Origin of the sequence: Serratia ureilytica (genome assembly GCF_013375155.1) — a bacterium.
GTDB classification, from domain to species: Bacteria; Pseudomonadota; Gammaproteobacteria; order Enterobacterales; family Enterobacteriaceae; genus Serratia; species Serratia ureilytica.
Genome location: NZ_JABXOF010000002.1, coordinates 513,531 through 528,819 on the forward strand (window position 1 = coordinate 513,531; position 15,289 = coordinate 528,819).

Annotated in this window: 10 protein-coding genes and 1 tRNA gene; 6 read left to right on the plus strand and 5 right to left on the minus strand. The window is 57.5% G+C overall.

The annotated features are described in order from the left end of the window. Positions 1 to 85: 85 nt before the first annotated feature. Positions 86 to 505: a winged helix-turn-helix transcriptional regulator gene (locus HWW83_RS05820; RefSeq protein ID WP_042785014.1), complete on the plus strand. Its 420-nt coding sequence runs from the start codon at positions 86 to 88 to the stop codon at positions 503 to 505. Between the two features lie 29 nt (positions 506 to 534). Here HWW83_RS05820 and HWW83_RS05825 read toward each other — a convergent pair whose 3' ends face one another. The 5 genes from HWW83_RS05825 to HWW83_RS05845 form a co-directional block, all read right to left on the minus strand. Next, on the minus strand, positions 535 to 1,251 hold the full coding sequence (locus HWW83_RS05825; protein ID WP_033651872.1) for an ABC transporter ATP-binding protein: 717 nt from the start codon (positions 1,249 to 1,251) through the stop codon (positions 535 to 537). Next, a complete protein-coding gene (locus HWW83_RS05830; protein WP_176589072.1) occupies positions 1,248 to 2,123 on the minus strand; it encodes an ABC transporter ATP-binding protein in 876 nt (291 codons plus the stop codon). Before HWW83_RS05830 ends, HWW83_RS05825 begins: the two co-directional genes overlap by 4 nt. Then, the gene (livM, locus tag HWW83_RS05835; RefSeq protein ID WP_176589073.1) at positions 2,120 to 3,406 is read right to left on the minus strand and encodes a high-affinity branched-chain amino acid ABC transporter permease LivM; all 1,287 of its coding nucleotides are present in this window, start codon (positions 3,404 to 3,406) and stop codon (positions 2,120 to 2,122) included. The genes HWW83_RS05830 and livM overlap by 4 nt, the downstream gene beginning before the upstream one ends. Before the next feature lie 10 nt (positions 3,407 to 3,416). Further along, complete coding sequence (locus tag HWW83_RS05840) at positions 3,417 to 4,331, minus strand: ABC transporter permease subunit (RefSeq protein ID WP_033643752.1); 915 nt, start codon at positions 4,329 to 4,331, stop codon at positions 3,417 to 3,419. Between the two features lie 124 nt (positions 4,332 to 4,455). Next, entirely contained in the window at positions 4,456 to 5,574 is a 1,119-nt protein-coding gene (locus HWW83_RS05845; protein WP_016927040.1) for a branched-chain amino acid ABC transporter substrate-binding protein, read from the minus strand. A gap of 456 nt (positions 5,575 to 6,030) precedes the next feature. Here HWW83_RS05845 and HWW83_RS05850 point away from each other — a divergent pair. From HWW83_RS05850 to HWW83_RS05870, 5 genes are all read left to right on the plus strand, one after another. Further along, positions 6,031 to 6,106: transfer RNA gene (locus tag HWW83_RS05850), tRNA-Asn, on the plus strand. A gap of 391 nt (positions 6,107 to 6,497) precedes the next feature. Then, entirely contained in the window at positions 6,498 to 8,561 is a 2,064-nt protein-coding gene (locus tag HWW83_RS05855) for a CHAT domain-containing protein (protein WP_176589074.1), read from the plus strand. Further along, positions 8,558 to 12,280: an nSTAND1 domain-containing NTPase gene (locus HWW83_RS05860; protein ID WP_176589075.1), complete on the plus strand. Its 3,723-nt coding sequence runs from the start codon at positions 8,558 to 8,560 to the stop codon at positions 12,278 to 12,280. Before HWW83_RS05855 ends, HWW83_RS05860 begins: the two co-directional genes overlap by 4 nt. 16 nt (positions 12,281 to 12,296) lie before the next feature. After that, positions 12,297 to 13,619, plus strand: a complete 1,323-nt coding sequence (locus tag HWW83_RS05865) for a hypothetical protein (RefSeq protein WP_176589076.1) — start codon at positions 12,297 to 12,299, stop codon at positions 13,617 to 13,619. Beyond that, entirely contained in the window at positions 13,616 to 15,049 is a 1,434-nt protein-coding gene (locus HWW83_RS05870; protein WP_197751214.1) for a C25 family cysteine peptidase, read from the plus strand. Before HWW83_RS05865 ends, HWW83_RS05870 begins: the two co-directional genes overlap by 4 nt. The last annotated feature ends 240 nt before the right edge of the window (positions 15,050 to 15,289 follow it).

The window sequence follows — 15,289 nt, forward strand, 5'->3', positions numbered from 1 at the left end:
CTTGCCTCCTGTCTTGACACTGCGTCATCCTGACAGCTGACAAAAACGGGTTCAATTAGGTACACGCATGATACCGGGGAGGAATATGACGAGCGATCGGGAAGCGCTGCTGCAATTTTCGCAAGCGTTCTGTGAAGCATTGAGCAACGACGATGAAGGGTTGAAGCGCGAGATCCTCGCGCATGCGGGCAACCGTTGGTCGCTGGGCGTATTGCATCTCCTGGGCACCCACGGGCCGCTGCGCCACGGCGAACTAGGCCGCCAATTAGCGGGCGTGACGCAGAGAATGCTGACGCGGACGCTGCGCCATCTCGAGCGGGATGGGTTGATATCGCGCTGCGATTATCAGGAAAAACTGCCCCGCGTGGTTTACACCATCACCGAGGCGGGGGAAGAAATGCTGCTCAACATGCTGCCGCTCTGGTCGTGGATTATCTCCTCCGCCGACGCCTTCAGGGCAGCCCGCTCGCACTACGATGGCCAAGAGCGCGACGCCGAAAAATGAACGCGGGCTTCCCTGCCCGCAGGCGGCTGTCAGCCGCCGCCCAGATACGCCTTTCTCACCTGCGGATCGTTCAACAGTTCTTCCCCGCTGCCGGTGAGGCGGATCTGGCCGTTGACCATCACATAGCCGCGATCGGACAGTTTCAGCGCATGGTTGGCGTTCTGCTCCACCAGAAACAGCGTCATGCCGCTGCGGGTCAGTTCGCGCAGCACCCCGAAGATCTGCCGCACCACGATCGGCGCCAGCCCCAGGCTCGGCTCATCCAGCAGCAACAGCTTCGGCCGGCTCATCAGCGCGCGGGCGATCGCCAGCATCTGCTGTTCGCCGCCGGACATGGTCATCGCCCGCTGGTTGCGCCGCTCTTTCAGGCGCGGAAACAGCTCGAACATGCGCGGTAAATCCTCTTCCAGGTAGCGATTGCCGACGGTGATGGTGCCCATCAGCAGGTTCTCCTCCACGCTCATGTCCGGAAAGATGCGCCGCCCCTCCGGCGCCTGCGCGATGCCGCTGCTGGCAACAAAGTGCGTGGAGCGGCGGCTGATGTCCTCGCCGCGAAACAGGATCTGCCCGCCGGCGATGCGCGGCTGACCGAAGATCGACATCAACAGCGTGGACTTGCCCGCGCCGTTGGCGCCGATCAGCGCCACCGTCTCCCCGGCGTTCACCTGTAGCGACACCTGGCGCAGCGCCTGGATCGGCCCGTAAAACACATCGACCTCGCGAAATTCCAACATCGCTTCGCTCATCCCGCCAGCTCCTCTTCGTCCGCGCCCAGGTAAGCGGCGATCACCGCCTCGTTGTGCTGAATCTCCTGCGGCGTGCCGCGAGCGATCACATCGCCGTGATCGAGCACGATCACCCGATCGGAGATCTCCATTACCATGCCCATGTCATGCTCGATCAGCAGCACCGTGATGCCGTGATCCCGGCGCAGGAAGCGGATGATGCGGCTCAGCGCGGCCGTCTCCACCGGGTTCAGCCCGGCGGCCGGTTCGTCGAGGCAGATCATCTCCGGCGCGGTGCACATGGCGCGCGCGATCTCCAGCCGCCGCTGCTGGCCGTAGGACATCTCCCCCGCCAGCCGGTTGGCGCAGTCCGCCAGATCCACCACCTCCAGCCAGTAGAAGGCGTGATCGAGCGCGGTGCTTTCCGCCCGGCGGTAGCCCGGCGTATTCAGCACCCCGGCGATCAGATTGCGGTTGCTCTGCATGTGCTGCGCCACCAGCAGGTTCTCCACCACCGACATCTCGCGGAACAGGCGGATATTCTGGAAGGTGCGCGCCAGCCCGGCGCGGTTGACCAGGTGAGTGCCGCCGAACATCTTGTAATAGAGGCGCGAACCGAGCCGCTTCGGGCGTATCCAGTCGCCGGCGCGGAACTTCTGCCCCAGCACCTGGATCACATCGGTTGGCCGCTTGTGGGTATTGAGCAGGATCGCGCCGCCGGTGGCGCGATAGAAACCGGTCAGGCAGTTAAACACCGTGGTTTTGCCGGCGCCGTTGGGGCCGATCAGGGCGGTGATGGAACCGCGCTCCACCTCCAGATTGACGTCGTTCAGCGCCTTGATGCCGCCAAAGCGCATCATCAGGTGTTCCACCCGCAAAATGGCGTCGCTCATGGCGCCACCCCCTTGCGTTCCGCAAAGCTGGCGCGGCTGATGCGCACCAGCCCGCGCGGCCGCCAGATCATCATCGCCACCATCAGCACGCCAAACAGCAGCACCCGGTATTCGGCGAAGCTGCGCAGCAGCTCCGGCGCCACCGTCAGCACAAAGGCCGCCAGCACCACGCCGAGGGTGGAGCCCATGCCGCCCAGCACCACGATCGCCAGGATCAGGGCCGACTCGAAGAAGGTGAACGAGGTCGGGTTGACGAACCCCTGGTAAGTGGCGAAAAACACCCCCGCCAGCCCGGCGGTGGAAGCGCCCAGCATAAACGCCGACAGCTTCACCAGCACGTGGTTCAGCCCGAGGGAGCGGCAGGCGATCTCGTCCTCGCGCAGCGCCTCCCAGGCGCGGCCGATCGGCATGCGCGTCAGCCGGTGCTTGATGTACAGCACCAGCAGCACCACCAAAAACAGCATCGCGTAGATGAAGATGAACTTGAGATTAGGATTGTAATCGATGCCGAGAAACTCGTGGATCGGCACCCCGCCGTCTTTAGCGCGCCGGCCGAACTCCAGGCCGAACACTGTCGGCGCCGGCACCGAAATGCCGTTCGGCCCGCCGGTGAGCGACATCCAGTTGTTCAGCACCAGCCGGATGATCTCGCCGAACCCGAGCGTGACGATGGCGAGATAGTCGCCGTGCATGCGCAGCACCGGAAAGCCCAGCAGCGCGCCTGCCAACGCCGCCATCAGCGCCCCGAGCGGCAGCATCGCCCAAAAACCGAGCCCGAGATACTGGTAGCCCAACGCCAGCCCGTAGGCGCCGATGGCGTAAAACGCCACGTACCCCAGATCGAGCAGCCCCGCCAACCCGACCACAATGTTCAGCCCCAGTCCGAGCAGCACGTAGATCAGGCCGAGGATCGCCACCGTCAGCAGGTATTTGGTGGCGACGAACGGGAACAGCAGCGCGATCGCCGCCATCAGCGGCAGGAACCAGCGCAGATTGGATTTATAGCCCAGCGGACGTACGTACACGCCGTCGTTGCCGCCGTCGAAGCGCGCCAACACCTTGCGGCCCGGCGCGGTTTGCAGGAACAGGCTCAGCAGCAGCCGCACGGCCATCACCGCGACGATGATCCACACCAGCCGGTGCGGCTCGAAGTTAAAGCTGTAGCCGTTCAGCACGATGCCGACGATCGGCCCGAACACGATCAGGGCGATCAGCCCGGCCAAAACGGCATCCAGCAGGCTGCGTTTGACGTTCAGCCCGCCGTTGATTACGGATTGCGACATGGCGTTCTCCTTAAACCTTGGCGACCAGCGGCCGGCCGAGCAGGCCCTGCGGGCGGAAGATCAGGATCGCCACCAGCAACCCGAAGGAGAACACGTCCTTGTAATCCGAATTCACCATGCCGGCGAACTGCGCCTCCGCCACGCCGAGCAGCAGCCCGCCCAGCATCGCGCCTGGCAGCGAGCCGATGCCGCCCAGCACCGCGGCGGTGAAGGCCTTGATGCCGATGATAAAGCCGACGTAAAAATCGAAGGTGCCATAGTTCATGGTGATCAGTACCCCGGCCAGCCCGGCCATGGCGGCGCCGATCACGAACACCAGCGAGATCACCCGATCGGTATTGATGCCGAGAATCGAGGCCATTTTGCGATCCTGCTGGGTGGCGCGGCAGATGCGCCCCAGCCGGGTGCGCTGAATGATGTAGGTGAGGATCGCCATGCCGAGCAGCGACGCCACCAGAATGAACACCTTGGTGTAGGTGATCTGCACCACGCCGCCGTCGAATTCCAGGCGGAACACGCCGCTCAGCAGCGTCGGGATGCCCTGCTGGCGCGGCCCCTGGCTTATCTGCGCATAGTTTTGCAGGATTAACGACATGCCGATGGCGGAGATCAGCGGCGCCAGGCGGGTGGAGTTGCGCAGCGGCCTGTAGGCGATACGCTCGATCACCCAGCCGTACACCCCGGTGATGACGATGGTGAATACCAGCGTGCCGAGGATCAGCAGCGGGAACGATTGCAGCCCGAAGAACGACAGCAGCGCCAGACCGATGGCGCACAGGTAGGCGGAGATCATGTACACCTCGCCGTGGGCGAAGTTGATCATGCCGATGATGCCGTAAACCATGGTGTAGCCGATGGCGATCAGGCCATACACCGCGCCGAGGGTCAGGCCGTTGATCAGCTGTTGCAGAAAGAATACATCCATAATGAGCAGTCTCGCCTGGTAAGGCCGCCAACGCAGTCCGACGCGGCCCAAAGGTAGTCGCGGAACGGGCGCGCCAAGGCGGCGGCCCGTCGGTCATAGGGTCACACCCTCAATGTTCGGCCGTTTACAGTTGGTGATATTTGCCCTTGTCATCCCATTGATAGACCACGTAATCCGAGACCTTCAGATCGCCCTTCTGATCCCAGGCTTTTTTACCCATCACGGTGTCAACATCGTGCGACTTCAGCCATTCGGCGGCCTTGGCGCTGTCTTTGCCGCCGGTGGCGTTGAAGGCGGCGGCGATCGCCTGGATCGAAGCGTAGGAGTAAAGGGTGTACCCTTCCGGCTCAAAGCCGCTGGCGCGGAACTTGGCGATCACCGCCTTGCCTTCCGCGATCTGGCGCGGATCGTTGCCGAAGGTCATCAGCACGCCGTTGGTGTACTGCGGCCCGCCGGCGGCGGTCACCAGCTCTTCGGTCACCACGCAGTCGCCGGAGAAGAACTTGGCGGTCACGCCCTGCTCGCGCATCTGGCGCACCAGCGGCCCGGCTTCGGGATGGCAACCGCCGAAGTAGACCACGTCCGGCTTGACCGAAGCGATCTTGGTCACCAGGGCGTTGAAGTCTTTCTCGCCGCGCGACAGCCCCTCATACAGCACCTCTTTAACCCCGCGCTTGTTCATTGCCGCCTTGGCGGCGTCCGCCAGCCCCTGGCCGTAGGTGTCTTTATCGTGGATCACCGCGATGCGTTTGGCCTTCAGGGTATCCAGCATGTAGTTGGTGGCGATGACGCCCTGCTGATCGTCGCGCCCGCACATGCGGAACATGGTCTTCATGCCGCGCTCGGTGATCTGCGGGTTGGTGGAGCCGGGGGTAATGGCGATGATGCCGGCCTCGTCATACACCTCGGAGGCGGGCATGGTGGATGAGGAACAGAAGTGGCCGACCACCGCCGACACCTTGTCCTGATCCACCAGCCGGTTGGCGACCGCGACCGCCTGTTTCGGTTCGCAGGCGTCATCCCCCTGCACCAGTTTGATTTTTTCCCCTTTGATCCCGCCGGCGGCGTTGATGTCCGCCGCCGCCTGCGAAGCCCCGCGCCAATACTGATCGCCATAGGTGGCGTTCGGCCCGGAGAACGGCCCGGCGACGCCGATGACGATATCGGCCTGCGCGGAAAACGCCGTACCTAAACAACCGATGAGCAAAGCAGCGAGCGGACTTTTTATCAATTTCGATGACATTGTTATCTTCCTCAGCACTGTTGTAGCGAAACGCCCTGGGGCGCGGATCAGTCACTTTATGTGTAGACGGGGAAAATAATTTTCTTGAGAGCGCAGTCGCATTCCCCAAAAATGGGTAAGCAAAAATCCAGCCATTGTGACGACGAATACATATTGTTTGCTTATTCATCCTACATATCAGTTGCGGCGCGGCGTGTGGCGCCGTTAACCAGGGTCTGGCCAATACGGTTAGCGCGAGTGGAAGTATGGGTGGGAGAACGGCCCTGCACCATCGCCGTGCAAAGGCGTGTGCAAGCGGCGTCAAAACGATTGGGGATGCAAAAATCAACGCATCGCGATGGAAAATGCCGAAAAACAGCGCAAGGTGCTCATTCCCTCAGCAAACGCGCTTTTTTTGCAGTTTAGCGCTTTGACAAACCCCGGATGCCCCGCTATTATTCGCCCCGTTCACACGATTCCTCTGTAGTTCAGTCGGTAGAACGGCGGACTGTTAATCCGTATGTCACTGGTTCGAGTCCAGTCAGAGGAGCCATATTTAGAGAAGCCCGCTCAGGGAAACCCGAGCGGGCTTTTTGCTTTTTGCTTTTTGCTTTTTGCGTTGCATGGCTGTGCGCAAAAATCGATACAACGCATCCTATCGTTATTTATCTATTAATTTTCGCCCTTATTTTATTTCAGTAGCGAAGCGCTCCTCATCAACACCGCGCCATATTGGACAGAAATCCTTATTCAAGCTAGATGTATATTATACCGTCACGAACTGGTCGGCGACGCTCTGAACACCCAGTGTCTCAGCAAAATATTAAATAAAAAAATCAGTTATCTAAATAACTACGTGCTGAAATACGCTGGGTAGACTCCCGCCTCCCTCTCTCGTTTTGGTCGTCAATGCTGTCGACAACGCTACTGTCGGGGGTACGTTCATGAAAGGCTATGCGGAACTTGAGATCGTGTTTCAGCGGAATTCACTCGATGAATTTCAAGCCAGTTTTCGCCAGCGCTTTGACGAAAGCGAAAATATTACCCCTTTCATCCCGTTGGCATTAAACATCCACGATCCGACATTTTACTCCCGCAACCCGCAAAGAATGGGCCGGTTATTATCGGAATCACTGTTTATGCAGCCCGCACTGCGTGATGCATTCACGTCCGCCCGGGCATTTTCCGGCCATCAGCAAAGCCCGCTAAAAATACGCCTGCTTATCGATTCAAACGCATCTATATTGCACAGCCTCCCTTGGGAAACGCTGGTTGACCCCTCCGATCCAGCCACGCATCTCTTACGCAGCAATCAGTGCGTTTTTTCGCGCTATCTGGCGGCTCGAACTTACCGCCTCCCGACGTTGCGCCCTAAGCAAGGCATTAAGGCACTATTAGCCATCGCCAATCCCCAGGACCTGTCGGAAACCTTCCCGCCCATCAACGTTCCTCATGAGCAGGAGCTCGCTGAAAATGCCCTGCGTCATGTTCCGTTAACCACGCTCACGCGGCGCGGAAGCGCGACGCTCCAGGCGGTTATCGAAGGCATAAAAGAGGGAGCCGACATTCTCTATCTCATGTGTCACGGCATTGTCGGGCAGCAAGGCGCCGTGTTGTGGTTGGAGGATGAGACCGGGAATGCCGCCAGCGTCACCGGCGAAGATTTCGCCGCGCGTTTGGGCGCGCTGGAGAGAATTCCCAGCTTGGTCGTCCTATGCTCCTGCCAAAGCGCCGGTGCCGGCAATCCCGCACGCGACGCGCTGGTCGCTCTGGGCCCCCTGTTAGCCAAAGAGGGCGTGCCGGCGGTATTGGCGATGCAGGGCAAGCTTTCGATGTCTGCGGCAACGCAATTTATCCCGGAGTTTTTCAGACAGCTGGCGGAGCATGGCGAAGTCGATCGCGCTACCGCCAGTGCGCGGGCAAAAATCATGGACTCACCGGACTGGTGGATCCCGGTCGTTTTTACCCGGTTGAATAATGCACGTATTTGGTATCCACCCGGATTCGGTGTTTCCGACGAAAATAAGGATCCCTGGGCTCTGATCGTCGACAATATTACCAGCCAAGACAGCACTCCTATCCTCGGCCCGAGCATGAACGAAGCGCTGTTCGGCTCGCGGCGTGAACTGGCACGTGAATGGGGGGAAATCTACCACTATCCGTTAGGTGGGCACGACGTGGCGGGTCTGCCGCAGATTGCACAATATCTTGCCGTGATGCGGCAAGACAAATACCCCCGTCAGGAATTTTACAAGTACGTCTATGAGCGAATTCTTGAGAAATATCCTGACGATGTGCCGGACCGGCTAAAAGGTTTAGATCAAATGGAGATCTACACATCACTAGGAGAACTGGTTTCAGTGGTGGGGCAAAAAATCCGCGCCCGTACCCCTCTTGATCCGCTGCGGATCTTGGCCGGCTATAAACTCCCGGTTTACATCACCACCGATCCCAGCGATCTACTGGTCGATGCCCTCAAAGAACAGGGCGCGACGCCGACAGTCCGCCTGCTGAGGTGGAATATACACGCTGAAATTTGCGATGCCAATTATGTCAGCCGAGCCCCCGCCAGCCCGGCGGACGAAGGCACTGCGCCCCATCCGATCGTGTTCAAGCTCTTCGGGGATTTATCCACGCCAAAATCGCTGGTGTTAACCGAAGATCATTTTTTTGACTACCTGACCAAAGTCTCTTCCGCCCAAGACGCCATTCCCCTTTACGTCCGTGCCAGGCTGAACAGCAGCGCGCTGCTGTTTGTCGGCCTGCAGGCTGAATCCTGGGAGTTTCGGGTACTGTTTCGCAGCCTTTTACTGTTGGAAGGCCATGACCTGCGCAAAAATATCGAACATTTCTCTGTACAAATTGATCCAAACAGCATTCTTGATCCCGGCAGCGCACGCCGCTATATCGAAAAATACCTGCAGACGAAGGCCCAATGGCGTCTGTACTGGGGAGACGTTACCACCTTTATGGCGGAATTAAATGCCCGTACGCAGGAGGACTCATGAAGGCTCCTTACGTAGGCCCCAGCCCTTTTAGCGCCGAACAAACACTCTTCGGTCGCGACGCGGACATTAAGCAACTGCAATGGCGCTTAATCTCGGATCGGATAATCGTGCTGTACTCCCCTTCCGGAGCGGGTAAAACCTCGCTTTTGATGGCCAAGAACGGCCTTTTATCCACACTGACAACGCTGTTCCATGTTTTACCCGTGCAGCGCATCGCGCAGGCCGATGATACCGATCCGGTCATCTCCCTCTTGCAGCGCCTGGACCAAGATAGTTTTGGCTCGATTCGTCCCAATGATACGCTTCTTACCTACTTCAACCGTATCACTCTGCCTGAATCTGATCCGCCGAAGCGTCTTCTGTTGGTGCTCGATCAATTTGAGGAAGTGTTAACCGGTAATGTCCCCTACGAGCAACAAAAAGTCTTTTTCCAGCAGTTGAAAGAACTGCTGTCAAACGACGAAAAAACTATCTGGCTCCTCATCAGCATGCGAGAAGAATACTTCTCCTGGCTTGATGATTTCCGCGATGATATTCCCACCCGCCTTAACAACACCTACCGTTTAAACCTGTTGTCGGTCGAGCAAGCCGTCGCCGCCATCAAGGGGCCGGCAGAAGCCATGGGCGTCGCTTTTCCAGTGCAAGACGGAACAGATGCGGCGCAGTTGCTGGTCAGCGAATTGATTAAAGCGCCGGAAGGCGCACGCCCGAGTAAGACCGTGGAACCGGTACAGCTGCAGGTTATCTGTACGGATCTGTGGAACACCTTAAGCCAAACCGAGCGGCAGGTCTGTGAGGTTCGCGTCGCCGACGTGGCGGGATATAACCCGGACAATGCCTTACTGGATTACTGCACCAAGACGCTCAATCTGGCGGCGCAAGATCCCCATCGATTCAGAACGTTGGGAGATTGGATAGACCGGTATCTGCTGACGTTAAGTGGGCGCCGCTCAGCCGTGATTTTCAGCCCGCAAAGCACGGACGGGCCATCACTTAAAGAAATTCAAAAGCTCGAGGAGCACCATCTCATCCGTCGTCAAAGCCGTGAAGACGACATGTGGTATGAATTGGCGCACGATCGTTTAGCCGGCCCCGTACGCCGCAGCATAGAAGAGTGGCGTAGCAATAATCTGAAAGAATGGCAAAAACAGGCGCGGATATGGCATATGGACGGCGAAAAACCAGATTACTTTCGCGCCCTGCCATACCGTACCCAACGAAAAATGAGGCCGGCGGAAAGCGATGCTCCCGATTCAAAAGTCGAGGCGCGATTCCTCGCGGCGTATGCGTCGTATCGCCGCAGGAAACAGCAGCTTTTTTGCGCTTCGGGTTTAGTCATCGCCGTTTTGGCGATAATTATTGGTTTCTTTGTTGACAAGAGCGCCGATGAACAACAGAAAACCAAGCTCGCGTTGAATTATCTCGCCATTCAAACCGGTATTCTTTCCATTCTCAACGATCACCCCAACCCAGGTTTGGAAGCCTTAGCCACCGCGGCCGGCGCGCAGTTACGGTTACCAGCCAACTCAAACAATCTGTTGACGTTCAATTTTCAAATGTTGCTCGGCGACTATCTCGGCCGCTATAGACAACTTGAGCGCATTGATACTCTCGGCGATGGCAAAACCACAGTAGTACGAATCCGCGAGAACGAATGCATTAGCGCCAAGATCGGCCGTGACCGTTTCTCGATAAAAACCTGCGGTGCGAACAGCGAATTCATCCCCCCCGAAGAGGTGCAACAGGCGCATCCCTCGGGAATTAACACCTTAACATTCGTCACACCTAAACTATTGGCGACTGGAGATGGCGATGGGACGATCCGCATCTGGGGTCTGGCGACAAGAAAAACCGTGGGAGGCCCGCTACATCTGCCCGATAGTGACAACACTAAGCATGTAAGCAACAAGGTGCGTGCCATCACGGCAGCTGGCGACAGGCTTTATGCCGGATATCAAGACGGTACGCTGGCCGTGTGGAAAATATCCGGAGCCGAATTTGAATTATTGTCACAACAATTCGATAAGAAAACCAACTCCGTGATGGCCACCGCCGTCGCCCCCCAAAATGCTCTGGATAACGTCGCCATCGCCACAAGCAGGGCAGTCAAATGGCAGACGTTTAGCCAAGGTAAACCGCAACAGTCCATCCCATTGGCGGCCATCGCGCCAGAGACCGAGTACAGCAAAACTTTTTACAGTATCGACATCAGCCCCGATGGACGATTTATCGCAGCCGGCAGCAGGGATGGCTACATTTATATCTGGGACACTTCACGCCTTTCTCCGACCAAGAATAACGTCGAAAAGGATGTTTCGCCGCGAGCCGACGCCCCCTTGCCAACATCGTCGTTCTTTTACTGGCCAACGATTATCAACGCTCATCAGCAAACCGTCGCGCAACTCAAGTATCTGCAAAATGGCGACCTCTTGTCATTAAGCTGGGATGGGAGCCTCAAGCTGTGGCTGTTTTCGGCCAATAATGCCGCCGCTCCCACCAACCGCACCCTTTTGCAATTTCCGCGTCAGTTGGTCAGCGTCGCGACCGAGCCTGATGAGCAAACCGCCTATGTCACCAGTGAAGCCGGCGACATACTCAAAGTCAATTTGCGCGTTGACAGACATCCTTTAGGGCAATTTTTGCTTAGTCCTCAAGCTCCTGCGCTGTTTGTCGACAGTAAAGCAAACCGTCAGCTATTCACCGTACAGGCGACAGGGCTGACGCAATATCGGTTGGATACCAATACCGGCCAACCATCGGTCATTCGGCAGTTGCCGGTATCGAACGTCGTCGCTCTCGCGTGGTCCCCCTCAGCCACGACGCTCTTTGCTGCGCAACAGCAAGGCGTTGAGGTGTTTCGCAATGTGCTGATTTCACCTTCCCAAGGCGAGCCGCTGGCGTGCCTGCTGCAACCGCCAGGCCGCCGCATCGCCGCCATTCGCGTCAATGATGCCGGCACCCTGCTGGCGGTTACCCTCGTCGGCAAGAACGGGCGAGAGCTCGCCAATAAACTGTATCGCCTCACCGCGTCAGCCCCCCATGGATTCACCTGCAAAGAAATTAAAACTCAGCGCAACGTCTACTTTCCATTGCCCTGGTTCAAACCCAACAGCGACGAAATCATGACCATAAATGACAAGAATGAAATCGTCTCATGGCGATTCAACGCTCAGTCACGTGAAGAACTTGAGATAGTCAAAACCCGCGTCATTCAGGTTGCGAGCGAACGTTCTGAATCCAGCAATATGCGTGCGCCGATCGAAACACTGGCGTTCGATTCTTCAGGCCAAACGATGCTGCTGGGCGACTTCTCGGGCAAGATATATTCCGCAACGATAAACGGGGAGGACTGGTCGTTCACACAGAAGAAAAATGATTCTTTTTTTATCCCCCATCTATTGGCCGTCGCGGGTGATGGCAACACCGTCGCCATGGGGGACAACAAAGGGCAGTTGTCCGTGTTCGTCGCAGGTTCAGCCATGCACATCGCACAAGACTTCCACACGACGCCAATCACCGCCCTCGCCCTTTCTCAGGATGGAGAATGGCTGGTTTCTTCATCAAGCGCCGGCACAGCCATTTGGGATCTGCGCATGAAAAGCTGGATAAAACAGGCTTGTAAATGGGCGAACCGCCCGACATTCCAGCATGGAGACATCGACAAATACTTCCACTATGCGTCCATTAATGACCCGTGTCCCGACAATCCATCGAAATGACTTTTTAGGAGGTTGTATGCCATACCGCACGATCCCGACAACGGATACAAGCTATTTCATGATTGTCACCGATAAAAACGGCGCGGAACAAGATAACGATCCCGATGCACCTAACGGCAAACTGAGCGAGTTGATGCTGTCATCCCTGGTGGACAATGGCATTACCGACGTGTTCATTCGCTGCCACGGCTGGCATCAGGATAAGGCCAAAGCCTTCGCTCAATTTGACAGTTGGATCGGCGCTTTTGCCTCGCTGGATGAAGATCGTCGGCATATGCTGCAACAAATCCCCTCGTTTCAAGAAATGCACATTGGCTTTCACTGGCCCAGTCTGGCATGGGGGGATGAAACAGAGGCCTCAGACACCAGTTTCTCCCCTGCTAACACTCAGACATTGAGAGAAAGGATCGACTTCCATATCGAGGCGCTCGGCGACACACCGGAAGTTCGGGCGGCGCTGTATAAAATCTTTGATGAAGTACGCACAGACTCCGCGTCAATGACGTTATCCGACACCTTGCGTGCGGCCTATTTAGAGCTCAATGCCGCACTGGATTTGGGTGCCAACGGCGCACCGGGTGAAGGCTCCGCCGATCGTCTGCCTTTCGATCCCGATCAAACCGTGGCTGAAGCCGTCAATAATGTGGCCTTCGGTAATGATGTCGGCGACAACCCGTTACTGGCGCCTCTGCGGCAATTAACTTTTTGGACGATGAAGAAAAGAGCCAAAGACGTCGGCGAAAGAGGGCTGCATCCTCTGCTGCGCGCTATGCAGCAAGCCTCACCCGCCGTACGCATCCATCTGATGGGACACAGTTTCGGTTGCATAGTCGCCAGCGCGGCCATTGCGGGCCCTGCTGGCGCTACGCCGTTGCCATTCCCGATAAACTCTTGCGTATTGGTCCAAGGCGCCATGTCTATCTGGTCCTTTACCTCATCACTCCCTACATCACATGAAACGGCCGGATTCTTCAATAACATCCTGATGGAAAAGAAAATCAGCGGTCCTTTGGTGGCTACGCGCTCGGACAGCGACATGGCCGTCGGCAAACTTTATCCCTGGGCTGCAGGGGTGGCAGGCCAGGTCGCCTATATGTTTCCCCCGCTCTATGCCGCAATTGGCGCGTTGGGCATATGTGGCATACCGACCGTTCACAATATTACCCTGTTGCCACGCGCCGGCGCCTATGCCTTCGTTCCGGCTCACATTTATAACGTGAACAGCAGCAATTTTATTTGCCATGGCGACGGCATCTCCGGCTCGCACAGCGATATTGCCGGCCCCGAAGTGGCTCATCTGCTCTGGCAAGCGGCGCTCAAAACGGCGGACGCATCATGATTGACGAAGAACAGGTGCCGCTACTGGCTTTCGGCATTCACGCCGATACGGGGCTGCCATTGGAAACCGGGAGCATGGGCCGGCACGAGCAGCATCAGTCTGCCGCTGAATCACTGCTCGGACAAACCGTCGGCGCGGCATTTCCCGACAGAGCGCATTTGGGGCTGCAATTCGGGTTCGATGCCGACCAACTGTCCGAAAGTGGCTGGGGGCTCATCTTCGCCGCGAATAGGGACTCTGCACCTCATTTGGCCGCGCTGGCCCCCCTGATTGAATTGCGACGGCGGCAGGCCGGCGGCACACTCCGCATCTTCGCCGGTCCGGACGGTTACCGACAGGGCGAAAGCGCCAGCGGCTGGCTTAATCGTCATGGTTCCTCATTAGACATGATTAACCCCGATCTCGGCATGCCTTATTATCTTGTCCTGATCGGTTCGCCAGAGGCCATTCCGTTTGAATTTCAATATGCGCTGGATCTCGTCGCCGGGGTTGGGCGATTGGATTTCCCCACACTGGAAGAATTTACCGCCTATGCAGACAGCGTCGTGGCCCATGAAACAGATGCCACTCGCAAAACAGCTCGGCGTATTGAACTGTTCGCGACCCGCCATGATTTCGATCGCGCCACCCAGTTGTTCATCAAGCATGTCGCCACTCCCTTTGGCGCTGGCACAGGTTCACTCGGGCCGCTGGGTGACAAGTATCGTTTTGCGTTAAACAGTTCATTAAGTGAGCAAGCGACCAAAGCCTGCCTGAGCCACCTGCTCAGCGCCCCACATAACCCGCCTTCGCTGTTGATCACAGGCACGCACGGCATGGCCTTTCAGGCCGGCGACCCTCGACTGGCGGAACATCAAGGGGCGTTGGTGTGTCAGGATTGGCCCGCTTATGGCGATATTACCCATGAACACTGGTTTGCCGCACAAGATATTCCAGAGCATGCCAACGTTCATGGCATGATCCATTTGTTTTTTGCCTGCTATGGCGCCGGTACGCCGGCGTTCGATAACTTTCACTCTGACGCGGCTGGCGTTCGCATTGCGCCGCATGCGATGACGGCCCGCCTGCCGCAAAAACTCATGACGCTTCCCCAGGGAGGCGTTCTGGCTTCTCTGGGGCATATTGATCGGGTGTGGGCATCCAGCTTCGTTTCTGAAATCGGTATGGCGCAGCCCCAACGATTTCGAGACGTCATCAACCGCTTGCTTGCCGGCCAACGCGTCGGTATGGCCACCGACGCTTTCAACGGACAATGGGGCGTACTGAGCACCAGGCTGCTGGAAAAACTGAATAACAAACTGAATGGACAAACCGTCCCCGCCGCTGAGTTGCTGGCGTTGCAAATCGCGCGCGATGATATTCGTAATTATGTCGTATTGGGCGATCCCGCGGTTAGGTTGAAGCCAGAACAGGATCATGTGTGCGGATGAATATCACCGTTCCCAGCCGGTGGGCCCAGAAACCGTTACTGCCTGGTCACTGCCTTCTTTCCCCGCCGCCCCTTTATGAACCCTGTCACAAAACGCGCATGCCATTTTCGACGCCCGCCGCCGCAGGTGATAACCCTCACACTTGTTAACGCCACGTTACACAGGGTTAGGCAACATTGTTAACACCGATTGATGCGCCACACGCATCGCGCCATGCGTTTATTGCGCTTATTTACTTTA

Coding starts and splice junctions, on each gene's coding strand:
- HWW83_RS05855 (WP_176589074.1), top strand. CDS start 6,498: ATGAAAGGCTATGCGGAACTTGAGATCGTGTTTCAGCGGAATTCACTC.
- HWW83_RS05825 (WP_033651872.1), bottom strand. CDS start 1,251: ATGAGCGAAGCGATGTTGGAATTTCGCGAGGTCGATGTGTTTTACGGG.
- HWW83_RS05865 (WP_176589076.1), top strand. CDS start 12,297: ATGCCATACCGCACGATCCCGACAACGGATACAAGCTATTTCATGATT.
- HWW83_RS05820 (WP_042785014.1), top strand. CDS start 86: ATGACGAGCGATCGGGAAGCGCTGCTGCAATTTTCGCAAGCGTTCTGT.
- HWW83_RS05845 (WP_016927040.1), bottom strand. CDS start 5,574: ATGTCATCGAAATTGATAAAAAGTCCGCTCGCTGCTTTGCTCATCGGT.
- HWW83_RS05830 (WP_176589072.1), bottom strand. CDS start 2,123: ATGAGCGACGCCATTTTGCGGGTGGAACACCTGATGATGCGCTTTGGC.
- HWW83_RS05870 (WP_197751214.1), top strand. CDS start 13,616: ATGATTGACGAAGAACAGGTGCCGCTACTGGCTTTCGGCATTCACGCC.
- HWW83_RS05840 (WP_033643752.1), bottom strand. CDS start 4,331: ATGGATGTATTCTTTCTGCAACAGCTGATCAACGGCCTGACCCTCGGC.
- HWW83_RS05860 (WP_176589075.1), top strand. CDS start 8,558: ATGAAGGCTCCTTACGTAGGCCCCAGCCCTTTTAGCGCCGAACAAACA.
- livM (WP_176589073.1), bottom strand. CDS start 3,406: ATGTCGCAATCCGTAATCAACGGCGGGCTGAACGTCAAACGCAGCCTG.